The sequence below is a fragment of the Streptomyces sp. NBC_01216 genome (assembly GCF_035994945.1).
Lineage (GTDB): Bacteria > Actinomycetota > Actinomycetes > Streptomycetales > Streptomycetaceae > Streptomyces.
Window position 1 is genome coordinate 3471349 of the sequence record NZ_CP108677.1, and the last position, 21488, is coordinate 3492836.

The window sequence follows — 21488 nt, forward strand, 5'->3', positions numbered from 1 at the left end:
GACCGCCTGTCACCGCGCGGTGAGCAGGAGGTCACTGTCCCTCTCCCGCTCCAGCATCCGCCGCAGGGGCCCCTCGGCCTCGGCCAGCTCCGCGTAGGTACCACGTTGCACGGTGCGGCCCTCGTCCAGGACCAGTACCTCGTCGACGGCGTCGAGTCCGCGCAGCCGGTGAGTGATGAGCACGGTGGTCCGCCCTTCGGTGGCACGCAGCAGATCGTCGGTGAGGGCATCGGCCGTAGCCAGGTCGAGGTGTTCCGCAGGCTCGTCGAGCACCAGGACGGGGAAGTCGGCCAGGAGCGCGCGGGCGAGCGCCAGGCGCTGGCGCTGACCACCCGAGAGCCGCGAGCCGTGCTCTCCGACCAGGGTGTCGAGACCGTGGGGAAGGCCGTCCACCCAGTCGAGGAGCCTGGCCCTGCGCAGTGCGGCCCGCGCTTCCTCGTCGGTCGCCCCGGTGCGCGCCAGTCGCAGGTTCTCTCGCAGGGAGCTGTCGAAGGTGTGGGCGTCCTGCGCGCAGAGCCCGACGAAGCGGCGGACCGCATCGCCGTCGAGCGCGGACGCCTCCACGCCGCCGAGCCGGTACGAACCCGACTCGGCGTCGAGGAAACGCAGCAGGACCTGGGCCAGGGTCGTCTTCCCCGACCCGGAGGCACCGACGACAGCGACCCTGCGTCCCGGCTCCAGAGTGAGCGCGAAGCCGCTGAGCGCGTCCCGTTCCTGCCCCGCGTGGCGGGCGGAGACGCCGGCGAGCTCCAGCGGGAAGGGGCCGTGCGGGGGCGTGGCGGGCTGCTTCGGCTCACGCACGGGCAGCGGCGCGTCGAGTACCTCGTACACCCGCTCGGCGCTGCGCCGTACGCGCTGGCGGTACTGGACGGCCGACGGAAGCCCGGTGACGGCCTCGAAGGCCGCGAGCGGGGTCAGGACGACGACGGCGAGGCTGACACCGTCCAGCCGTCCCTCGCGCACGGCCTGCACACCCACGAACGCGGCGGCGGCGACCGTCAGTCCACCGGCGAGCGCGGAGAGTCCGGCGCCGAGCGCGGTGACGGCGGCCTGACGGGAGGCAATGGCCGTGAGGGCATGATCGGCGATGCGGGCGCGCCTGAGCCGCTCCTTCAGCGCTCCGGAGACGGTCAGCTCGGCGCAGCCGTGGAGCAGGTCGACGACCGTGGTGGCCATTGCCCCCCGGGCGGGCGCGAGCTGTCGTTCCGCTCGCCGGGCCAGCCGGCCACTCAGCGTGGGGACGGCCACACCCGCGGCCAGGAGCCCCACGGCGAGCACGGCTCCCGCCTCGGGCAGCAGCCAGCCGGTGAAAGCGGCGGAGCCGGTCCCCACGACGAGCGCGGCGCCCGCGGGCAGCAGCCAGCGCAGCCAGTAGTCCTGGAGGGCGTCCACGTCCTGGACGAGCCGGGAGAGCAGGTCGCCCCGCCGCGTCCGGCGCAGGCCCTCGGGGGCGACGCGTTCCAGACGCCGGTAGACCGCGACCCTCAGCTCCGCAAGCGTGCGGAGCACGGCGTCGTGCGACACGATCCGCTCGGCGTAGCGGAACACGGCCCGCCCGATGCCGAACGCGCGGGTGGCGGTGACGGCCACCATCAGATAGAGAACGGGCGGCTGTTCGGAGGCCCGTGAGATGAGCCGGCCGGAGACCGCCATGAGCCCCACGGCGGAGGCCAGAGCGAGACTTCCGAGCAGCAGCGCGAGAGCCATCCGTCCCTTCAGCCCGCCGGCCATGGCACGGACTCGCCCGAGGGCTCCTCGTCCGGCGGTCCTCCCCGGCGTCACGGACTCCCGGACTCCTTCCTCCGGTGCCCAGGGCGTGGGCGTCGACCGTGACACGCCCCCGGGCGCCGGCACCGCTCCCTCCACGGAATCGAGCCCACCCGGATCCGCCAGGGAGTCGGACTTGCCGACGCGCACCACGCGGTCCGCGACGGCGAGCAGCGCCGGGCGGTGGACGACCAGAAGGACCGTCCGGCCGACGGCGAGTCGGCGGACCGCTTCGACCACGGCCGCCTCCGTCTCCCCGTCCAGCGCGGCGGTGGGTTCGTCCAGCAACAGCACGGGCCGGTCGGCGAGGAAGGCCCGCGCCAGGGCGAGGCGCTGTCGCTGTCCGGCCGAGAGTCCCGCGCCGTCCTCACCCAGCGGAGTGGCGGCTCCCGCCGCGAGCCTCCCGACGAATCCGTCCGCGCCGGCGTCACGCAGCGCCCGTTCCACCGCTTCGTCGGAGGCGTCCGGACGGGCCAGCCGGACGTTCTCCGTGATCGTTCCCGCAAAGAGGTAGGGCCGTTGCGGCACCCAGGCGATCGACGAACGCCACTCCTCCGTGTCAAGCGCGCCGAGGTCCACACCCCCGACCCGGACGGTGCCACCCGCTTCGGGAGTCGCGAAGCCCAGCACGACGTCGAGCAGGGTGGACTTGCCGGCCCCGCTCGGTCCGACCAGGGCCACCGTCTCACCCTCGGCCACCTGAAGTGAGGCCATGTCCAGCGAGGACTCCGCGCGACCCGGGTGCCGCACGATCACGTTCTCCAGCTCGATGCGCGGTGACGCGGGCACCGCGGTCCTGCCGCTCTCCGGCGCCGGGGTCTCCAGGACCTCGAAGATCTCCTCCGCGGCGGCCAGACCTTCGGCCGCCGCGTGGAACTGCGCCCCCACCTGCCGGATCGGCAGATACGCCTCGGGCGCCAGAATCAGGATGACGAGCCCCGTGTACAGGTCGAGGTCTCCGTGGACCAGTCGCATGCCGACGCCGACGGCGACCAGCGCCACCGAGAGCGTGGAGAGAAGTTCCAGGGCGAAGGACGACAGGAACGCGATCCGCAGCGTCCTCATCGTCGCCCGCCGGTACTCGGACGTGATGGAGTGGATGGACTCGGCCTGCGCCTTCGCCCGGCCGAAGACCTTGAGGGTGGGCAGGCCCGCGACCACGTCCAGGAAATGACCGGAGAGCCGGGACAGCAGTCTCCACTGACGGTCCATCCGGCCCTGGGTGTACCAGCCGATGAGGACCATGAAGAGGGGGATGAGCGGGAGGGTCAGGACGATGACCGCAGCCGAGACCCAGTCCTCGGTGACGATCCGCGCCAGCACCGCCACCGGCACCACGACGGCAAGCCCCAACTGTGGCAGGTAGCGGGAGAAGTAGTCGTCGAGCGCGTCCACTCCTCTTGTGGCCAACGCGACCAGGGAGCCGGCCCGCTGCCCGCTGAGCCACCCCGGGCCGAGGGCGGCCGAGCGTTCGAGCAGCCGTCCCCGAAGCTCCGACTTGACCGCCGCACCGGCCCGGTGGGCAGCCAGCTCGGTCAGCCAGGAGACGGCAGCCCGCCCCGCCGCCACCCCGGCGAGCAGCAGCAGGGGCGTCGTCAGCCCGGAGACGGCCAGCCCCTTCTGGAAGGCGCCCACCACCACCTCGGCGACGAGCATCGCCTGGGCCACGACCAGCGCCGCCCCGGCCAGACCGAGGACCACCACCGCCGTGAGGAAGAAGCGGGTGGCCCGGGCGTACCGCAGCAGACGCGGGTCGATCGGTTTCACGTGAAACATCTCCCGGGAGAGGCGGTCGCGACGGACATCAGTGCGCCGCGTCCGCGATGTGCTGGGTACCGATTCGCTTGCGGAAGACCCAGTAGGTCCAGCTCTGATACAGCAGCACCAGTGGAGTCGCGATCGCCGCACACCAGGTCATGATCTTCAGCGTGTACGGACTCGACGAGGCGTTCGTCACCGTCAGACTCCACGCGGGGTCGAGCGAAGACGGCATGACGTCCGGGAAGAGCGTCAGGAAGAGCATCGCGACCGCGGCGGCGATCGTGATGCCCGAGAGCGCGAACGACCAGCCCTCCCGTCCCACCGCGATCGCCCCGATCGCGCCGACGAGCGCCACGACGGCCACCAGCATGGCGACCAGGCTCCAGCCGTCGCCCTTGTCCGCCTGGGTCCAGACCAGGAAGCCGAGCGCGAGGGCGGCGGTGACCGCGCCCAGCCTCAGGGCGAGCGAACGGGCGCGGACCCGGATGTCCCCGACCGTCTTGAGCGCCGCGAAGACCGCACCGTGGAAGGTGAAGAGCGTGAGGGTGACCAGGCCCCCGAGGATCGCGTAGGGGTTCAGCAGGTCCCAGAAGGTGCCGACGTACTCCATCCGCGCGTCGATCTTCACACCACGCACGATGTTGCCGAAAGCCACGCCCCAGAGCACCGCGGGGATCAGGGAGGTCCAGAAGATCGCCTGCTCCCAGTTGCGCTGCCAGCTCTCCTCGGACCTCTTCACCCGGTACTCGAAGGCGACGCCCCGCACGATCAGGCAGACGAGGATGACCAGCAGGGGCAGATAGAACCCGGAGAACAACGTCGCGTACCACTCGGGGAACGCGGCGAAGGTCGCGCCACCCGCGGTCAGCAGCCACACCTCGTTGCCGTCCCAGACGGGACCGATCGTGTTGATCAGCACCCGCTTCTCGGACCGGTCACGGGCGAGCAGCTTGGTCAGGATGCCGACCCCGAAGTCGAAGCCCTCCAGGAAGAAGTAGCCGATCCAGAGGACGGCGATGAGTACGAACCAGACGTTGTGGAGTTCCATGCCTCGATCTCCTGAGTCTCAGTACGAGAAGGCCATGGGCCGGTCGGGGTCACGATCATCCCCGCCGATCTTGGTGGGCGGGTTGAGGTCGTCGTCGGTCAGTTCGGGCGGTCCCGCCTTGACGTACTTCACCAGGAGCCGGACCTCGATCACCGCGAGCACGGCGTAGAGCAGCGTGAAGACGATCATGGATGTGAGGACCTCGGCCTGCGAGACGCCGGGGGAGACCGCGTCCCTCGTGCGCAGCACGCCGTACACGACCCAGGGCTGACGGCCCATCTCCGTGAAGATCCAGCCCCAGGAGTTGGCGATCAGCGGGAAGGCCATGGTCCAGAGCGCGATGACCCAGTACCACGAGGTCAGGCGTGGGCTGAGCGCCTTCCGCTTGAACAGGACCAGGTTCGGCACGTCGTCCTCGCCGGTCCGCATCCCGGGCGCGAGCAGGAACTTCTTGCGGGTGAGCCAGAGACCGAGCATGCCGATGGCCAGCGAGGCCATGCCGAAGCCGATCATCCAGCGGAAGCCCCAGTAGGCGACGGGGATGTTGGGCCGGTAGTCGCCGGGGCCGTACTTCTCCTGCTCGGCCTTGTTGACGTCGTTGATGCCGGGTACGTAGGAGTCGAAGTCGTCGTTCGCGAGGAAGGACAGCAGCCCCGGGATCTCTATGGCGACCTTGTTGTGGCCTTTTTCCACATCTCCGTAGGCGAAGATCGAGAAGGGTGCGGGGGCCTCGCCGTCCCAGAGCGCCTCGGCGGCGGCCATCTTCATCGGCTGCTGCTTGAACATGACCTTCCCGAGCAGGTCACCGCTGATCGCGGTGCCCAGGCCGGCGATGATCAGGGTGATCAGACCGAGCCGCAGGGAGGTCCGCATCACCGGGATATGGCGCTTGCGGGCCAGGTGGAAGGCGGCGATGCCGACCATGAACGCGCCGCCCACCAGGAAGGCGGCCGTCATGGTGTGGAAGAACTGGGTGAGGGCGGTGTTCTGGGTGAGGACGCGCCAGAAGTCGGTGAGCTCGGCCCGGCCCCGCTCCTCGTCGATGCGATAGCCGACCGGGTGCTGCATCCAGGAGTTGGCGGCCAGGATGAAGTACGCGGACAGGATGGTGCCGATCGACACCATCCACATGCAGGCGAGGTGGATCCGCTTGGGCAGCTTGTCCCAGCCGAAGATCCACAGACCGATGAACGTGGACTCGAAGAAGAACGCGATCAGCGCCTCGAAGGCGAGGGGCGCGCCGAAGATGTCACCGACGAAGCGCGAGTAGTCGGACCAGTTCATACCGAACTGGAACTCCTGGACGATGCCGGTGACGACGCCCATGGCGATGTTGATCAGGAAGAGCTTGCCCCAGAACTTCGTCGCCTTGAGGTACTTCTCCTTCTCCGTGCGCACCCAGGCCGTCTGCAGTCCGGCCGTGAGCGCGGCGAGCGAGATCGTCAGGGGAACGAAGAGGAAGTGGTAGACGGTGGTGATGCCGAACTGCCAGCGCGCCAGAGTCTCTGGCGCCAGAGCTAGGTCCACGTCAACTTCTCCTTACACGCCGTGGTCATGGGGGGCAGTTTGCCCCGTTGATCCCACCCATCTCGGATAAACCGGGACACGCTTGTGAACGCGTTCACATTCACAAGCATTATGTCTCATGTGAAATCCGTACTGCCCAGGGGGTCCCCCTACCGAAGGTCACCCCATCCCCCGAGACTTCAACGTATTGTTGAATTCGAGCCATGACCCTTCGGCTACACATCTCCTGGCCCGCCGGACACGCCACGGCGGCCCTCGGCGACACCCCACGAGCACGGCTCTCGCGGGGGTTCTCCCGTTCTCCTCCATCGCCCGGACCTGGGGTGAGGAGGTCTACTGCGACACCCCGGTCTCCGCCACCGCCGAAGCCGACGCGCGACAGGTGGTGGAACCGGGCACCGTCGTCTTCTGGACCGACGGAGACGCCCTGGCGCTCCCCTACGGCCCGACCCCGGACTCGCGGGGCGACGAATGCCGGGCTCGCGAGACCGTGCAACCTGCTGGGTTCACTGGACGGCGACGCCCGCGTGCCGGCCACTGTCAGGGACGGCGATCCAGTGCGCGTGGAGGTCGCCCTCGAACCGTCTCCACACCGGCAGTGCCGTCGGGCGTCGCGAGGGCACACCTCGCCGGCCCGGCCCTGGTCCCGTGCGCGGCGTGGCCCCCGCGCACACGGCCCGCCCCGAAGCCCGCGCCACGACGGAGCTCGGCGCCGCATGACACGGCGCCGACGCTCCCGGCCCGCTCATACCTCCCGGCGGAAGCCCTCCGCCGTCTTCAGGAACAGGTCGTTCGCCTCGCACTCGCCGATGGTGACCCGCACGCCCTCGCCCGCGAAAGGACGCACGACCACGCCGTGCCGCTCGCACTCCGCGGCGAAGTCCATGGTCCGCTCACCGAGGCGCAGCCAGACGAAGTTCGCCTGGGTGTCCGGCACCGTCCAGCCCTGCGCGACGAGACCCGCGTGCACCCGCTCGCGCTCGGCCACCAGCGCACCGACCCGCCCGAGCAGTTCGTCCTCGGCCCGCAGCGACGCCACCGCCGCGTCCTGCGCGAGCTGGCTCACACCGAACGGCACCGCTGTCTTGCGCAGCGCCGCCGCCACCGGCTCGTGAGCGATCGCGAAGCCCACTCGCAGTCCCGCCAGGCCGTACGCCTTGGAGAAGGTACGCAGCACGGCGACGTTCGGACGGTCGCGGTAGAGCTCGATGCCGTCCGGGATCTCGGAGTCGCGGACGAACTCGCGGTACGCCTCGTCGATCACCACGAGAACGTCGGAGGGCACCCGGTCAAGGAAGCGCTCCAGTTCGGCCCGGCGCACCGCCGTGCCCGTGGGGTTGTTCGGGTTGCAGACGAAAATCAGCCGGGTCCGTTCGGTGATCGCCTCCGCCATCGCGTCGAGGTCGTGGACGTCGCCGTCCGTCAGCGGCACCCGCACCGAGCTCGCACCGCTGATCTGGGTGATGATCGGGTACGCCTCGAAGGACCGCCAGGCGTACATGACCTCGTCGCCCGGACCCGCGGTCGACTGGATCAGCGACTGCGCGACACCGACGGACCCGGTGCCGGTCGCCAGGTGCGCGACGGGCACGCCGAAGCGGTCGGCGAGCTCGTCCATCAGACCGGTACAGGCCATGTCGGGATACCGGTTGAACTGTCCGGCAGCGGCCAGCGCGCTCTCCATCACGCCCGGCAGCGGCGGATACGGGTTCTCATTGGAGGACAGCTTGAAGGCGACCGGGCCACCCGCGGCGGCCGGCTTGCCCGGCTTGTAGGTGGGGATGCCGTCCAGTACGGCACGCAGCCTCGGGCCGCCCGCGCTCGTCCCGCCGGTCTCGCTCACTGCACTCACTGTGGTCCTCCTCGACCGTCCGTACCACCAATACTCCTCACCTTAAGAGGATTCGCCTCCGCTGCGAATGGCCTGTGGACAACGGACGGGACACACTGTGGACAAACAGGGGGAGCGCGGACACGGGTGGCGCGCGCCGGTGGCGGGCGCCGTGGCGCGCATCCCTCGTAGAGGTGAGTTGAGACCTCTTCGAGACCTACCCCCCTTGGCAGGCTCATGCGCGTCGACAACCACAGCCTCCACGCCAAGGGCGCTAACACCCTTTACTTCCAAGGCCGTTGATGATTAATGATCATGCAGAAACGTGCCTGTCAACGAGTGCATATGCGACCGGCCCAACCACCCGCCCTCGCCCTACTATCGGCTCGCCATGACAGCAGCAGGGAAGCACCAGGTGAGCCGGGCACAGACCCGGGGCAGTCGGCAGGGACGAGCGGGCATCCGGGACGTGGCCGCCGCCGCCGGGGTCTCCATCACGACCGTCTCCGACGCGCTCAACGGCAAGGGCCGGCTCCCGGACGCCACCCGCCGCCACGTCCGCGAGGTCGCAGACCGGCTGGGCTACCGCCCATCCGCTGCGGCCCGCACGCTCCGTACCGGCAAGTCGGGCCTCATCGGCCTGACCGTGACGACCTACGGGGATGAACCTTTCACCTTCACCGAATTCGCGTACTTCGCGGAGATGGCCAGAGCAGCCACCTCGGCCGCGCTCGCGCGCGGCTATGCCCTGGTCATCCTCCCCGCCACCTCCCGACACGACGTCTGGTCGAACGTCGCCCTCGACGGCACGGTCGTCATCGATCCGTCCGATCATGATCCGGTCGTCACCGAGCTGGTGCGCCAGGGTCTGCCCGTCGTCTCCGACGGGCGTCCCGCCGGCACCCTTCCGGTGACCGCCTGGGTGGACAACGACCACGAAGCCGCCGTCCTCGACCTCCTCGACCATCTCGCCGCGGCCGGAGCCCGCCGGATCGGCCTCCTCACCGGCACCACCACGGACACGTACACCCGCCTGTCCACCACCGCGTACCTCCGTTGGTGCGAGCGGGTCGGGCAGGACCCCGTCTACGAGGCATATCCGGCGCATGATCCGTGCGCGGGCGCCGTCGCGGCCGACCGGCTGCTCGCCCGCCCGGACCGGCCGGACGCCGTCTACGGGCTCTTCGACCCCAACGGGACGGACCTGCTCGCCGCCGCCCGCCGCTACGGACTGCGGGTACCGGACGATCTACTGCTGGTCTGCTGCAGCGAATCGACCGTCTACGCCACCACCGAACCGCCGATCACGACCCTCTCGCTCAAGCCCCGTCGGATCGGCACGGCCGTCGTCCAGCTCCTCATCGACGCCATCGAGGGGATCGACGCCGACGGGCCGATCGAGCGGGTGATACCGACCGAACTCATCGTGCGGACGTCCTCGCAGCGGCGCTCACCCCGCACGACCGTCAGCCCGCCCCGCTCACCCTCGAAGGACTGAGCGGCCGGAAAACACCGGGAGGCCACGCCGGGCGCCTCGCCCGGCGGCCGGTGGTCCTCCCGGCCGCCCCCTCGGGACGCACGGCGGGTCACGGAGCGGAACCGCCGCCCACGCGTCCCGAGGACGACCGAGGGGGCACTCTCGTCGCCCCTGGAGCGCGGCGAGGAACCACGGCACCGCCATGCGCGGACCCACGCGGTCCGGGCGTGACACACCTGCCCACCCCACCACACGTCGAACCAGGTGCCGACCCGGTGCCTTCCCTGGCCTGGACCTTCCTAATTCGGGCGAAACGGCCGGTGAACCCGGAGCGGACCCGGATTCATCACCCCTGGTGCGTCACACAGCGGGACCCTCATTCCTATGATGGGCGCACGACATCGCGAACCACCCCGACCAGGTCGGTCCGCGATGTGCAGGGCATCGCGACGGTGGTGGAGGGGTCGATGACTCAGGGGGCCGGGCAGGAACCCGTGGTACGCACGGCGACAATGCGTGACTTTCGCGTACCGCCGTACGCCCGGGTGCCCGTGCAGGGCCATGCCGTCGAGCCGCCCGAGGGCGGATCCGCGGGCATCCCGGATCCCGCCGCCGGCTCTGTTGCGGGGGCCGACCAGCCCGTTCACTCGCCCTCGGCACCCACCCTCCGGCTCGGCCACGTCGTCGGTTCCGGCTCCTCCATCGTCGCCGTCGCCACCGGCCACCCCGGCAACGCCTTTCCCGAGGGCGAGGAGCCCGAGGGATACACCCCCACCGAGCGCGACCTGCCGGTGATCAACCTCGGCGACATCGACCCGGCCGAGCCCGGGACGTCCGTCGCACTGTCCTCCACTCCCGGCGACGGCCCCGGCCCGCTCTACGTGGTCGGCGACGTGCACGGCTACCTCGACGAACTCCTCGCCGCCCTGGGCGAGCAGGGACTCGTCGACGCGGACGGCGGCTGGGCCGCGGGCAACGCCCGTCTGTGGTTCCTCGGCGACTTCACCGACCGCGGTCCCGACGGGATCGGTGTGATCGACCTCGTCATGCGCCTGTCCGCCGAGGCCGCCGCCGCCGGCGGCTACTGCAAGGCGCTGATGGGCAATCACGAACTCCTGCTGATCGGCGCCAAGCGCTTCGCGGACACACCCGTCAACTCCGGTGCCGGCACGGCCACCTTCCAGGCAGCCTGGCTTCTCAACGGCGGACAGAAGTACGACATGGACCGGCTCCAGGACGTCCACCTCCAGTGGATGTCCCGGCTCGACGCCGTGGTGGAGGAGGACGGGCACCTGCTGATGCACTCCGACACCACCGCGTACCTGGACTACGGCACCACCACCGAGGACGTCAACGACACCATCCACGAGATCCTCAACCGGAACGACGCGGACGAGGTCTGGGACCTGTTCCGTAAGTTCACCAAGCGCTTCGCGTTCCGCGACGACGACGGCCCGGAGGCCGTACGGGAACTGCTCGCCACCTACGGCGGACAGCGGGTCGTGCACGGTCACAGCCCCATCCCGTACCTCCTCGGACAGGTCGGCACCGAGGACGGCGAGGGCGCCTCGGACCCGGTCGTGGACGGCCCGCACGTCTACGCGGACGGTCTGGCCATCGCCATGGACGGCGGAGTGACCATGGCCGGAAAGCTGCTGGTCGTCCAACTGCCCTTGCCTGATTGAGGCATAACCCTGCGCATCCGGGGAAGGCGATTTCAGGAAACCCCCTGTCACCCTGTGGCTTAACCGCAATACCATCGGAACATCAGTAGCAGGCTCTCCTCCGTTTCCGCCCGACTGCCCGTTTCCCACGGTCAATCCGGCCTGACGGATCATCGGGGGATGCACATGAACGTGGCTCCGCACCTGCTGACCGAGGACCGCGCCGAGTACGAGCGCATCCTCGACGACGCACTGCGCAACGCGCACGACCGTCCGGATCTGGCCGAGATCGGGAAACGGCTCACGGCCGCACAACTGCGCGCGATGGCACTGAGCGCGACGACGCTGATCACCACCGCGGCGGCGGACGAGTACGACCACTTCGTGAAGATCCGCGAAGAGGACCGCTCACCGAGCGGCACCCGCGTGATGGGAGCCGTCCTCGCGGCGGACGGCGACCCGGGCGCGGGCGTCATCGCCGTCGTCACGGTCCTCGCGCCGGTGCTCGCGGGCGCGGCAGCGGTGATCTTCCTGGTGGTCGGCGCGGTACTGAAGGTGCTCGACCCGGCACTCGGTTTCGCCGACACCCTGCTGACGGCGAGCTCGGTCTTCGGCGCCGTGGCCGCGGCCGGCCTGCTCTGCGCGGCGGGCGGGCTGCTCGTCACGGCGTTGCGCAACAGCGCCACCGACGTGGCGGCCGGGGGGCCGGCCGGCACGGAGCCGGACGACGAACTGTCCCGAGCGAGGGAGGCGTGGCGCGGAGCCCTGCTCGAACGCGGCATCCTGCCCTTTCTGCGCGACGCGCTGGCGGATCCCGCGACTCCGCGTCCCGGCTTCGCCGCGTCGCAGCGCACTCCCCGGATTCCGAAGGTCGGCTACAGCGGACCGGATTTCACCAGCCCCGGCGAAGGCTCCTCCGGCAGCCGTCCCACCTTCAGCAGTCCGGACTTCTCCAGCCCCGACTTCGGCCCTCCCGACCACCGGGTGGAATAGCCGTACGACGGCGGCCCGGACCACCCGCCCTGCCCCCGTACGGTCAGCCGGCGGGCGGCAGATGGACCCGGTGGCGGGGGCAGAGCGGACTCCTCCGGCTTCTCCGCCCTGCCGGCCCCGATCTGCGCGTCACGGCACCGGCCTGCCGAGTGCGCACAGCGGACAGACCGCTCGCGAGTGGCCCGGCGGCGAGGACGAGGCTCCGGAATGGCAAAGCCTCGCCCCCTCTTCGCCGCCACCCCGGTCTCGGTCGACCGGATCTCAGTCGGCCAGTGGCAGGTAGACGCGGTTACCGCTCGCCGCGAACTCCTTCGACTTCTCGGCCATCCCGGCCTCGATCTCCTCCGACCCGAGGTCACCGCCGTGCTCGCGCCGAATGTCCTGCGAGATCTTCATCGAGCAGAACTTGGGGCCGCACATCGAGCAGAAGTGGGCGGTCTTCGCGGGCTCCGCGGGCAGCGTCTCGTCGTGGTACTCGCGGGCCGTGTCCGGGTCGAGCGCCAGGTTGAACTGGTCCTCCCAGCGGAACTCGAAACGTGCGTCCGACAGGGCGTCGTCCCATTCCTGCGCCCCCGGGTGCCCCTTCGCCAGGTCGGCCGCGTGGGCCGCGATCTTGTAGGTGATGACCCCGGTCTTCACGTCGTCCCTGTTGGGCAGGCCCAGGTGCTCCTTGGGCGTGACGTAGCAGAGCATCGCGGTGCCCCACCAGGCGATCATCGCCGCGCCGATGCCCGAGGTGATGTGGTCGTAGGCCGGGGCCACGTCCGTCGTCAGCGGGCCGAGCGTGTAGAACGGCGCCTCCTCACAGATCTCCTGCTGGAGGTCGATGTTCTCCTTGATCTTGTGCATCGGGACATGTCCGGGGCCCTCGATCATCGTCTGCACGTGGTGACGCTTGGCGATCGTGTTCAGCTCGCCCAGTGTGCGCAGCTCCGCGAACTGGGCCTCGTCGTTGGCATCCGCGATCGAACCGGGACGCAGGCCGTCGCCCAGCGAGTACGTGACGTCGTATGCCGCCAGGATCTCGCAGAGCTCCTCGAAGTTCGTGTAGAGGAAGTTCTCCTCGTGGTGCGCGAGGCACCACGCGGCCATGATCGAGCCGCCGCGGGAGACGATGCCGGTCTTACGTCGCGCGGTGAGCGGGACATAGGGCAGCAGCACACCCGCGTGCACCGTCATGTAGTCGACGCCCTGCTCGGCCTGCTCGATGACCGTGTCCTTGTAGATCTCCCAGCTCAGCTCCTCGGCCCGGCCGTCGACCTTCTCCAGGGCCTGGTAGAGCGGCACGGTGCCGATCGGCACGGGGGAGTTGCGCAGCACCCACTCGCGGGTGGTGTGGATGTTGCGGCCGGTGGACAGGTCCATGACCGTGTCCGCGCCCCATTTGGTGGCCCAGGTCATCTTCTCCACCTCCTCCTCGATGGAGGAGGTGACGGCGGAGTTGCCGATGTTGGCGTTGACCTTCACCAGGAACCGCTTGCCGATGATCATCGGCTCGATCTCCGGGTGGTTGACGTTGGCGGGGAGCACCGCGCGGCCTGCGGCGATCTCCTCCCGTACGACCTCGGGAGAGACGTTCTCCCGGATCGCCACGTACTCCATCTCGGGCGTGATCTCACCGCGACGGGCGTAGGCGAGCTGCGTCACGGCCTGTCCGTCGCGGCCCCTGCGGGGCTGGCGCGGACGGCCGGGGAAGACGGCGTCGAGGTTCTTCAGCCCGCCCCGCGGCGAGGTGTGCTTGATGCCGTCGTCCTCGGGACGGACCGGACGGCCCGCGTACTCCTCGGTGTCGCCGCGGCCGATGATCCAGTTCTCGCGCAGCGGCGGCAGTCCGCGCCGTACGTCGGTGTCGATGGTGGGGTCGGTGTACGGGCCGGACGTGTCGTAGAGCGTCACGTCCCTGCCGTTGGTGAGGTGCACCTGACGGACCGGCACCCGGAGATCGGGGCGCGAACCCGCGATGTACCCCTTGTGCCAGCCCGGCTTACGGCCGGCCTGGTCGCCCTGGTCGACGGCAGGCGTGCGTGCATCCTGAATGGTCATGAGACCTACTCCCTACGCCGGCATTACCCGGTAACAGGTTCGGCGGTCGGCGCAGCCTCCTCCCGTACGTACGTCAGTACGCGCGTACGGTGATCAGCGCCCTCTCAGCCCGGTGCTCCGAGCTCCCGCGTGTGCAAAGGTGCCACCACGCTAGCGCCATCCCTGGCGTGCTGAACAGTGGGCCCCCGCCGTTCTTGCGATGATCTGTCGGTGACCACCTCGCAACAGACCCCCGAACCCCACGGCCACGGCGACGGGCACGGCGGTGTCCAGGGCGGGCACGACCGTGGCCAGGGCGGTCATCACGGTCACGCCCACGGGCCGGCCGCGCCGGTCTCTCGCCACCTGCGCAAGGTGATCGCCGCGGTTCTGATCCCCTTCGCCAGTGCCGTCGTCGTCGGCCTCGTCGTCCTGTGGCCCGGCGGTGCTCCGGCGCACGAGCGCACCGGCGTCGGCTTCGACCGGCAGACGGAGCAGGGCAGGGTCGTGTCCGTCGAGCGGATCGACTGCAAGGACGTCAACGCCGCCCAGGTCCCGCCGACCGGGGACACCTCGACGCCCCAGAGACGCGACGCGGTCGGCGCCCGGCAGGAAGCGTGCGAGAAGGCGACCATCGAGGTCACCACGGGAGCGGACGAGGGCCGCCGGTTCGTGGAGATCGTGCAGCCGGACGCGGCACGCCAGTTGGACGAGGGGCAGGGGGTGGTCGTGGCGTACGCGCCCGACGCCCCGCGCGACCTGCAGTACTCGGTGACCGACGTGAACCGCAAGCTGCCCCTGATCGTGCTTGCCGCGATCTTCGCGGTCGCGGTCGTCCTGGTCGGCCGGATGCGCGGGGTGATGGCGCTGATCGCCCTCGCCGCGAGCTTCCTCGTCCTGACCTTCTTCATCCTTCCCGCGATTCTGGAAGGATCGAATCCGCTGGTGGTGGCGGTCGTCGGCTCCAGCGCGATCATGCTGATCGCCCTCTATCTGTGCCACGGGCTCTCGGCCCGGACCTCGGTCGCGGTGCTCGGGACGCTGATCTCCCTGCTGCTGATCGGACTGCTGGGATCGTTGTTCGTCGACTGGGCCTCGCTGACCGGCAACACCGATGACAACACCGGTCTGATCCACGGCCTCTACCCGGCCATCGACATGTCGGGGCTGCTGCTCGCGGGCATCATCATCGGCTCTCTGGGGGTGCTCGACGACGTGACGGTGACCCAGACGTCAGCGGTGTGGGAACTGCACCAGGCCGACCCTCGGATGGGGCCGCGCGCGCTGTACCAGGCTGGTATCAGGATCGGCCGGGACCATATCGCGTCGGTGGTGAACACTCTGGTGCTCGCGTACGCCGGGGCGGCACTGCCGCTGCTGCTGCTCTTCTCCATCGCGCAGAGCAGTGTGGGGACGGTCGCCAACAGCGAGCTCGTCGCGGTGGAGATCGTCCGCACGCTGGTGGGGTCGATCGGCCTGGTCGCCTCGGTTCCGGTCACGACCGCGCTCGCCGCGCTGGTGGTGTCTGCCGACCGCACGGGCCCGGCCGAACGACGGCCGGCGGGCAGGGGGGGACGCCGCCGCCGGGCGAAGTGACCCGACCGAGGCCCCCACACTCCGGTGGGTGCCGGGCGACCCGGCACGGGCGGGCACCCGTCGCGCGGCGTTCCGGGGCGCCCCGGTCCTCTTCCCCACCCGGTCCGGCACTGCTCCACCCGGCGGGACACGGGCGGGACACGAGGGGGCCGGGGCGGGTGGGGCCCGGGGCGGGCGAGGTGAGGCGGACGGGGCAGGGCCTGGCTCAGCCGGCGTTCTCCTCGGCGAGAATCCGGCCGAGAGCCGCTTCCAGGTTGTGCTCGAAGTCGCCCAGGGTCCGTTCCTGACCGAGCGGGACAATTTTGTCTGTTCGATCGAGGAAGGCGACCAGCGGCGGAGCGCTGACCCGGAACAGCGCCTGATCACCGCCGACCTGAAGTCGGATGGTGACGTCCGAGAGCCCCTCGGGGTCGGTCGGGGCGATGCGCACGTCACCGTCCCCGCTGGGCCCGTTGATCCCGTCGAGCAGCAGTTCCCGGCCGAACGCCCAGGTCACCGGGGCGTCACCGGGAAGGTGGAAGGTCATCCGCACCGCGTAGGGATCCCGCGTCTCGTAACGCAGTTCCACCGGGATCCGGAAGGAGAGCTCCTCGGAGACGAGGAAGCTCATCAGGACCTCGGCCTGGACCGACTCTCGCATCATGTACCCCGCAGTAGATGGAGCAGTTGTGTAAACACGGCTGCTGAAAGCTGTGATCAAAACGGCCGGGAATGATCCCTCACGGCCCTCTTGACGCCATCGTGCTGGAAGCACTAGCAGATCACAAGGAGTGATTTTTCAGATACTGATAGAGAAGGCAAACGAACTGAAGAGCCTTCCGATCTCGCTGCGTAGTCGATCGACTGCGGGCAGCAACCGTTCTTCCTGGTGCAGAGGAAGGGAAATGGCCATCGCGGCCGCCGTGGACCCCGCGGTGATGGGAATCGCGGCACAAACTGTGCCGAGCGCATATTCCTGACGTTCCACCAGGGGTTCCATTCTCCCCATACCGCCCAAACGATCCAAAAGAACCCGTCGGTTACGCACCGTATACGGCGTGATGGCTTCCACCGGATGGCGGTCAAGGTGGTCTTGACGGCTTCTCAGATCCAGTTGGCTCAGCAGGCACTGGCCGATCGCGTGGGCGTGACCGGTCTCGCGGAAATCCGCCCATTCGGTGACCGCGGGCGCGGCCGGAGTGTCGGCGACGGTGACGAGTTCGATCTCACCCTCGCGGTAGACCGCGAAGTAGACGGGGACCCCGATCTCGTCTCGCCAGCGCGCGAGTGAGTCTTCGATCTTGGTGCGACGATTCTGCAGAACTCCCCCACCGGCCAGACGACCGGCCGCGTCACCGAAGACGAACACTCCTTTCTCACGACGCAGGTATCCCTCGTGTGTCAGGGTGCGGAGCAGGTGGTACGCGGTCGGGAGGGGAAGCCCCGCCTCTCGTGCGAGCTGTTTGGCGGGAGCGCCGTCCTCATGGGAGCCCACGGCCTCCAGGAGTCTCAGAGCGCGCTGCACCGAGCCGATCAAGGTAGGAGCAGCGGACTGCGAAGGCATAGCCAAAGGTCACCCCCAGGCGAGTCGACAAGTGCCCTGCACTCGTCGGCGGGGGCCACCCCCGCGCGCCCGCCGCGGCCTGGAAAAAGCCGGTGGAGCCCACGACGGGCCCGCCTGGACCCGGTGGAGAATTACTGCTCAGCGTGGAGGTCTTCACCTGATTTCCCCGGGGCGGCAGGGGAATTCCACTCTAATGGCAGCCCCGGGGCCTCTACCGGTTTCGACCAGTGCGTTCCCTCGGCCGGGCTAATACCCGTCAGCAGGTCCGCACCGATGGGAAGCTCGTCCTACCAATCCTCGCGTGATGTCGAGGACGAGGTGAACTTCCGTACGACGTAGATCAGTCCGCCGACCAGGGCGACGAAGACCAGCACCTTGAAGAGCAGGCCGATCACGAATACGGCGATGCTGGTGATCAGCCCACCGAAGACGAGCAGGGCGATCAGGGGTATCGCGATCCACTTCACCCACCAGGGCATCCCCGCGAGCAGCTCCTTGACGGCCATTGTCCCTACCTCATCTCCGAAGAGTCCGTCCCGCGCGCTCTGCACCGAACACCTTCGATGCTAGGTGCGACACGAGTCCGGCGGGGCCTCCGCAGCCCTTGAACACCCCTGATCCGCCCCCTAGGGAATCCGGCTCCCGCACCCGGACCGCGCAGGGGCCGGGAGAGGGCCCCCGAGAGTGCGGGGCGACTCCGCGGGACTCCCTCAGCCCTCCGGCGGCGAGAAGACCACCATGACCCGCAGGTCCTCGGTGATGTGGTGGAACCGGTGGGCCGCACCCGCCGGCACGTACACCACGCTGCCACGCGCCACCTGCGTGGTCTCCTCCCCGACCGTGATCGCGGCCCGGCCGCTGACGACGAAGTACACCTCGTCCTGGCCGTGCGGCTGCTGCGGGTCGAGCGCCCCGGCGTCCAGCGCGTACAGACCGACCGACATGTTCCGCTCACGCAGGAACTGGAGGTACGCGCCCTCGTTGGCGGCTCGCTCCGCCTCCAGTTCGTCCAACCGGAATGCCTTCATATCCGTCCGCCCCTGCCCTGGCTCGATCATGTCTGCCACGATCAGACACATGAAGAATTTCGTAGTCAAGACGCTCGCCAACGCGGGCGCACTGGCGGTAGCCATCTGGCTCCTCCAGGACATCACTCTGACCGGCGACAGCACGGGCAGGAAGGCGTGGACGCTCATCCTCGTCGCCCTGGTCTTCGGCCTCGTCAACATCGTCGTCAAGCCGGTCGTGAAGCTGCTGACGCTTCCGCTGTTCATCCTGACCCTGGGCCTGATCACTCTGGTGGTCAACGCCCTGATGCTGCTGCTGACCTCCTGGCTGGCCGAACAGTTCGACCTCAGCTTCCATGTGGAGGGCTTCTGGACCGCCGTCCTCGGCGGACTGATCATCTCCGTCGTCTCCTGGGCCCTCAACGTCGTCCTCCCCGACGGGGACTGAACGGCGTTGACCTACCGCGTCTGTTTCGTCTGCACCGGCAATATCTGCCGCTCGCCCATGGCCGAGGCAGTCTTCCGCGCCCGCGTGGAGAAGGCGGGCCTGGCCGAGTGGGTGGAGGTCGGCAGTGCGGGTACCGGAGGCTGGCACGAGGGCCACGGCGCCGACCCGCGTACCCGCGCGGTGCTGGAGGAGCACGGGTATCCGTCCGCGCACACCGCCCGGCGGTTCCGCGCCGCCTCGTTCGCGGCATTCGATCTCGTCGTCGCCCTGGACGAAGGGCACCTGCGGGACCTGCGGAAGCTCGCGCCGACCCCTCGGGACGCGGCCAAGGTGCGGTTGCTCCGGTCGTACGACCCGGAGGCCGGAGCCCTCGATGTCCCCGACCCCTACTACGGCGGCGTGGAGGACTTCGAGGAGTGCCTGAAGATGGTGGAGGCGGCGAGCGAGCGACTGCTCACCGCGGTACGCGAGAACCTGGAGGGACCGGCGGCATGAGCAGGGACGTACGGAGCGCCGAGCCTTCGCTCGGGGACGGCACGCGGGCGGTACGGGCGGGACTCCCCGAGCCGGTGAAGTACGAACCGACCCTTCCCGGGCCCGTCTTCGCCGCCCATTTCCACCTCCCGGGCGCTCCCACCGGCCCCTACACCTACGGGCGGGACGAGAACCCGACCTGGACCCATCTGGAACGTGCCATCGGCGAACTGGAGGCGCCGGGGGAGCCGGACGTCGAGACCCTGGTCTTCGCCTCGGGCATGGCCGCGATCTCCGCCGTCCTCTTCTCCCAGCTCGAGTCCGGCGACGCGGTCGTCGTGCCCTCCGACGGCTACCAGGCTCTGCCACTGGTCCACGAGCAGCTGCGGGCGTACGGGATCGAAGTCCGCACCGCGTCCACCGGCGGTGACGCCCAGCTGTCCGCACTCGACGGCACGCGGCTGCTGTGGATCGAGACTCCCTCCAACCCAGGGCTCGACGTCTGCGACATCCGTCGGCTGGTCCGCGCGGCCCACGACGCCGGGGCCCTGGTCGCCGTCGACAACACACTGGCCACACCGCTCGGCCAGCGACCGCTCGAGCTCGGAGCGGACTTCTCCGTCGCCAGTGACACCAAGGGCATGACCGGACACGGCGACATCCTGCTCGGCCACGTGAGCTGCCGTGATCCACGACGAGCGGCTGAGGTGCGGCGCTGGCGCAAGATCGTCGGCGCCATTCCCGGCCCGATGGAAGCCTGGCTCGCGCATCGTTCGCTGGCCACGCTCCAGCTCCGCGTCGACCGGCAGTGCAGCACCGCGCTGGCGCTTGCCGAGGTCCTCGCCGGGCGTCAGGACGTGACCGGGCTGCGCTACCCGGGGCTGCCCGGTGACCCTTCGCACACCGTCGCGGCAACGCAGATGCGGCGCTTCGGCCCGGTGGTGTCCTTCGTGCTCCCCGACCAGGCCACGGCAGAGCGGTTCCTGGACGGGCTGCGGCTCGTGGACGACGCCACCAGCTTCGGCGGGGTGCGTTCCACGGCCGAACGACGGGGGCGGTGGGGCGGGGATTCCGTACCAGAGGGCTTCATCCGCTTCTCGGTCGGCGCGGAGGACCCAGAGGATCTGATCGCGGATGTGGTCCGCTCTCTCGACGGGGCCCGCAGAAGCTGACCCGAGGGCGCGAGGGACAGGTCCGCACACGACTGCACAGCAGGGAACGGAGCGCTCCGAGCCTCCCCCCTCATGGCTCGGAACGCTCCGGTTCCACGCGCGGAGAACCGCTGGAACAACGTTAGTTGACTCTGCGTCAGTGTCCAATCACGGTAGCGACAGCGACCTATCGACTTATTTATAGTTGGACGGTCCCGAGGTGCCGTCAACCGACCCCGCCTCAGTCGAACGGCCACCCGGCCGGGAGGGGGCGGACATGGATCTGGCCCTGCTGCGCACATTCGTCACGGTGCACCGGGCCGGCTCCTTCACCCGCGCGGCGGCCCTGCTCGGGCTGTCGCAACCCGCCGTGACCAGCCAGATCCGCACCCTGGAGCGACAACTCGGGCGCCCGCTGTTCCTCAGGCAGGCCCGAGGGGTCACCGCCACCACCATCGGCGACGAACTCGCCCACCGGGCCGCCCCTCACCTGGACGCGCTCGTCGAGATCGTGGAGACCGGACTGGGCGAGGGAAGCGGGCAGCGGACCCTGCATCTGGCGGGCCCCCCCGAGTTCACCTCGGCCCGCGCGCTGCCGGCGCTCACGCCGCTCGTCGCCCAGGGACTGTCGGTACGCGTCTCCTTGCTCGGCAACGCCGAGGCCCTCCTCGACGGGCTGGCAGCCGGACATCATGATCTGGCCATCGCGACGGACCGGCCGCGCGGTGGTCTGCTCACCGCGACTCCGCTCTGCGACGAGGAGCACCTCCTGGTCGCGGCACCACGCTGGGCGGCCCGGCTCGCGCCCGGACTCCTGCTGCGCAAGGGCGCGGTGGTGCTGGAGCAGCTCCCGGTGGTGGAGGTGCACGAGTCGTTGCCGTTCGTCTCCCGGTACTGGGCAGAAGTGTTCGACAGCAAACCGGCCTCGGCCGCCACCGTCATCGCTCCCGACCTCCGGGCGGTTCTGGAGTCGGCGGCCACAGGGGCGGGGCTCGCCGTACTCCCCCGGTACCTGTGCGAGGAGGCCCTGGAGCAGGGCCGTCTCGTGGCGCTGCTCGATCCGCCGGTACCGCCGCTGCGCACCTACTTCCTCGTCGTCCGTACGGGGACCCTGGCACTGCCACCTCTGGCACGGGCACACGAGTGGCTCCTGAGAGCCGCTGGGGACTGGTGAGTTTC

17 protein-coding genes and 1 pseudogene are annotated in these 21488 nt (G+C 69.6%); 9 read left to right on the plus strand and 9 right to left on the minus strand.

Going from position 1 to position 21488, the window contains the following annotated elements:
- Nucleotides 1-9: 9 nt before the first annotated feature.
- From cydD to OG393_RS15240, 3 genes are read right to left on the minus strand one after another with little or no spacing between them, the layout of a single operon-like run.
- Complete coding sequence (gene cydD, locus OG393_RS15230; protein WP_327375195.1) at nucleotides 10-3534, minus strand: thiol reductant ABC exporter subunit CydD; 3525 nt, start codon at nucleotides 3532-3534, stop codon at nucleotides 10-12.
- A gap of 37 nt (nucleotides 3535-3571) precedes the next feature.
- Nucleotides 3572-4576, minus strand: coding sequence for a cytochrome d ubiquinol oxidase subunit II (cydB, locus tag OG393_RS15235; protein ID WP_327375196.1), 1005 nt, complete (start codon nucleotides 4574-4576; stop codon nucleotides 3572-3574).
- Nucleotides 4577-4594: 18 nt separating this feature from the next.
- Nucleotides 4595-6103, minus strand: a complete 1509-nt coding sequence (locus OG393_RS15240; RefSeq protein WP_327375197.1) for a cytochrome ubiquinol oxidase subunit I — start codon at nucleotides 6101-6103, stop codon at nucleotides 4595-4597.
- 203 nt (nucleotides 6104-6306) lie between these two features.
- Between OG393_RS15240 and OG393_RS15245 the strand changes: the two are divergent.
- Nucleotides 6307-6675: pseudogene (locus tag OG393_RS15245) on the plus strand (cyclophilin-like fold protein); the annotation flags it as partial.
- Nucleotides 6676-6848: 173 nt separating this feature from the next.
- Here the strand turns inward: OG393_RS15245 and hisC are convergent.
- Nucleotides 6849-7946 (minus strand): histidinol-phosphate transaminase, encoded by a 1098-nt coding sequence (gene hisC, locus OG393_RS15250; protein WP_327378437.1) that lies wholly within the window; start codon nucleotides 7944-7946, stop codon nucleotides 6849-6851.
- Between the two features lie 379 nt (nucleotides 7947-8325).
- Between hisC and OG393_RS15255 the strand changes: the two genes are divergently transcribed.
- From OG393_RS15255 to OG393_RS15265, 3 genes are all read left to right on the plus strand, one after another.
- The gene (locus OG393_RS15255; RefSeq protein ID WP_327375198.1) at nucleotides 8326-9432 is read left to right on the plus strand and encodes a LacI family DNA-binding transcriptional regulator; all 1107 of its coding nucleotides are present in this window, start codon (nucleotides 8326-8328) and stop codon (nucleotides 9430-9432) included.
- Nucleotides 9433-9863: 431 nt separating this feature from the next.
- Nucleotides 9864-11096 carry a metallophosphoesterase gene (locus OG393_RS15260; RefSeq protein WP_442817417.1) on the plus strand — a complete coding sequence of 411 codons (1233 nt, stop codon included), beginning with the start codon at nucleotides 9864-9866 and terminating at the stop codon, nucleotides 11094-11096.
- 159 nt (nucleotides 11097-11255) lie between these two features.
- Entirely contained in the window at nucleotides 11256-12068 is an 813-nt protein-coding gene (locus tag OG393_RS15265; protein ID WP_327375200.1) for a hypothetical protein, read from the plus strand.
- Between the two features lie 261 nt (nucleotides 12069-12329).
- Here OG393_RS15265 and thiC read toward each other — a convergent pair whose 3' ends face one another.
- Nucleotides 12330-14111 carry a phosphomethylpyrimidine synthase ThiC gene (gene thiC / locus OG393_RS15270; RefSeq protein WP_327375201.1) on the minus strand — a complete coding sequence of 594 codons (1782 nt, stop codon included), beginning with the start codon at nucleotides 14109-14111 and terminating at the stop codon, nucleotides 12330-12332.
- 210 nt (nucleotides 14112-14321) lie between these two features.
- On the opposite strand from thiC, the gene OG393_RS15275 reads away from it, so the two are divergent.
- A complete protein-coding gene (locus OG393_RS15275) occupies nucleotides 14322-15686 on the plus strand; it encodes a YibE/F family protein (protein ID WP_442817313.1) in 1365 nt (454 codons plus the stop codon).
- Between the two features lie 205 nt (nucleotides 15687-15891).
- On the opposite strand, the gene OG393_RS15280 is transcribed toward OG393_RS15275, so the two are convergent.
- From OG393_RS15280 to OG393_RS15295, 4 genes are all read right to left on the minus strand, one after another.
- Complete coding sequence (locus OG393_RS15280; RefSeq protein WP_327378438.1) at nucleotides 15892-16326, minus strand: SsgA family sporulation/cell division regulator; 435 nt, start codon at nucleotides 16324-16326, stop codon at nucleotides 15892-15894.
- Nucleotides 16327-16464: 138 nt separating this feature from the next.
- Nucleotides 16465-17229, minus strand: coding sequence for an IclR family transcriptional regulator (locus OG393_RS15285; protein ID WP_327375203.1), 765 nt, complete (start codon nucleotides 17227-17229; stop codon nucleotides 16465-16467).
- 287 nt (nucleotides 17230-17516) lie between these two features.
- The gene (locus OG393_RS15290) at nucleotides 17517-17735 is read right to left on the minus strand and encodes a DUF5326 family protein (protein WP_327375204.1); all 219 of its coding nucleotides are present in this window, start codon (nucleotides 17733-17735) and stop codon (nucleotides 17517-17519) included.
- 204 nt (nucleotides 17736-17939) lie between these two features.
- Nucleotides 17940-18257 carry a cupin domain-containing protein gene (locus OG393_RS15295; protein WP_327378439.1) on the minus strand — a complete coding sequence of 106 codons (318 nt, stop codon included), beginning with the start codon at nucleotides 18255-18257 and terminating at the stop codon, nucleotides 17940-17942.
- 49 nt (nucleotides 18258-18306) lie between these two features.
- Here OG393_RS15295 and OG393_RS15300 point away from each other — a divergent pair, with 49 nt between their 5' ends.
- The 4 genes from OG393_RS15300 to OG393_RS15315 all read left to right on the plus strand — a co-directional run bounded on the left by OG393_RS15300 (nucleotide 18307) and on the right by OG393_RS15315 (nucleotide 21483).
- Nucleotides 18307-18684: a phage holin family protein gene (locus OG393_RS15300; protein WP_327375205.1), complete on the plus strand. Its 378-nt coding sequence runs from the start codon at nucleotides 18307-18309 to the stop codon at nucleotides 18682-18684.
- Between the two features lie 6 nt (nucleotides 18685-18690).
- On the plus strand, nucleotides 18691-19179 hold the full coding sequence (locus tag OG393_RS15305) for a low molecular weight protein-tyrosine-phosphatase (RefSeq protein ID WP_327375206.1): 489 nt from the start codon (nucleotides 18691-18693) through the stop codon (nucleotides 19177-19179).
- Nucleotides 19176-20330, plus strand: a complete 1155-nt coding sequence (locus OG393_RS15310) for a cystathionine gamma-lyase (protein WP_327375207.1) — start codon at nucleotides 19176-19178, stop codon at nucleotides 20328-20330. Before OG393_RS15305 ends, OG393_RS15310 begins: the two co-directional genes overlap by 4 nt.
- A gap of 256 nt (nucleotides 20331-20586) precedes the next feature.
- Nucleotides 20587-21483, plus strand: a complete 897-nt coding sequence (locus tag OG393_RS15315) for a LysR family transcriptional regulator (protein ID WP_327375208.1) — start codon at nucleotides 20587-20589, stop codon at nucleotides 21481-21483.
- Nucleotides 21484-21488: the final 5 nt, after the last annotated feature.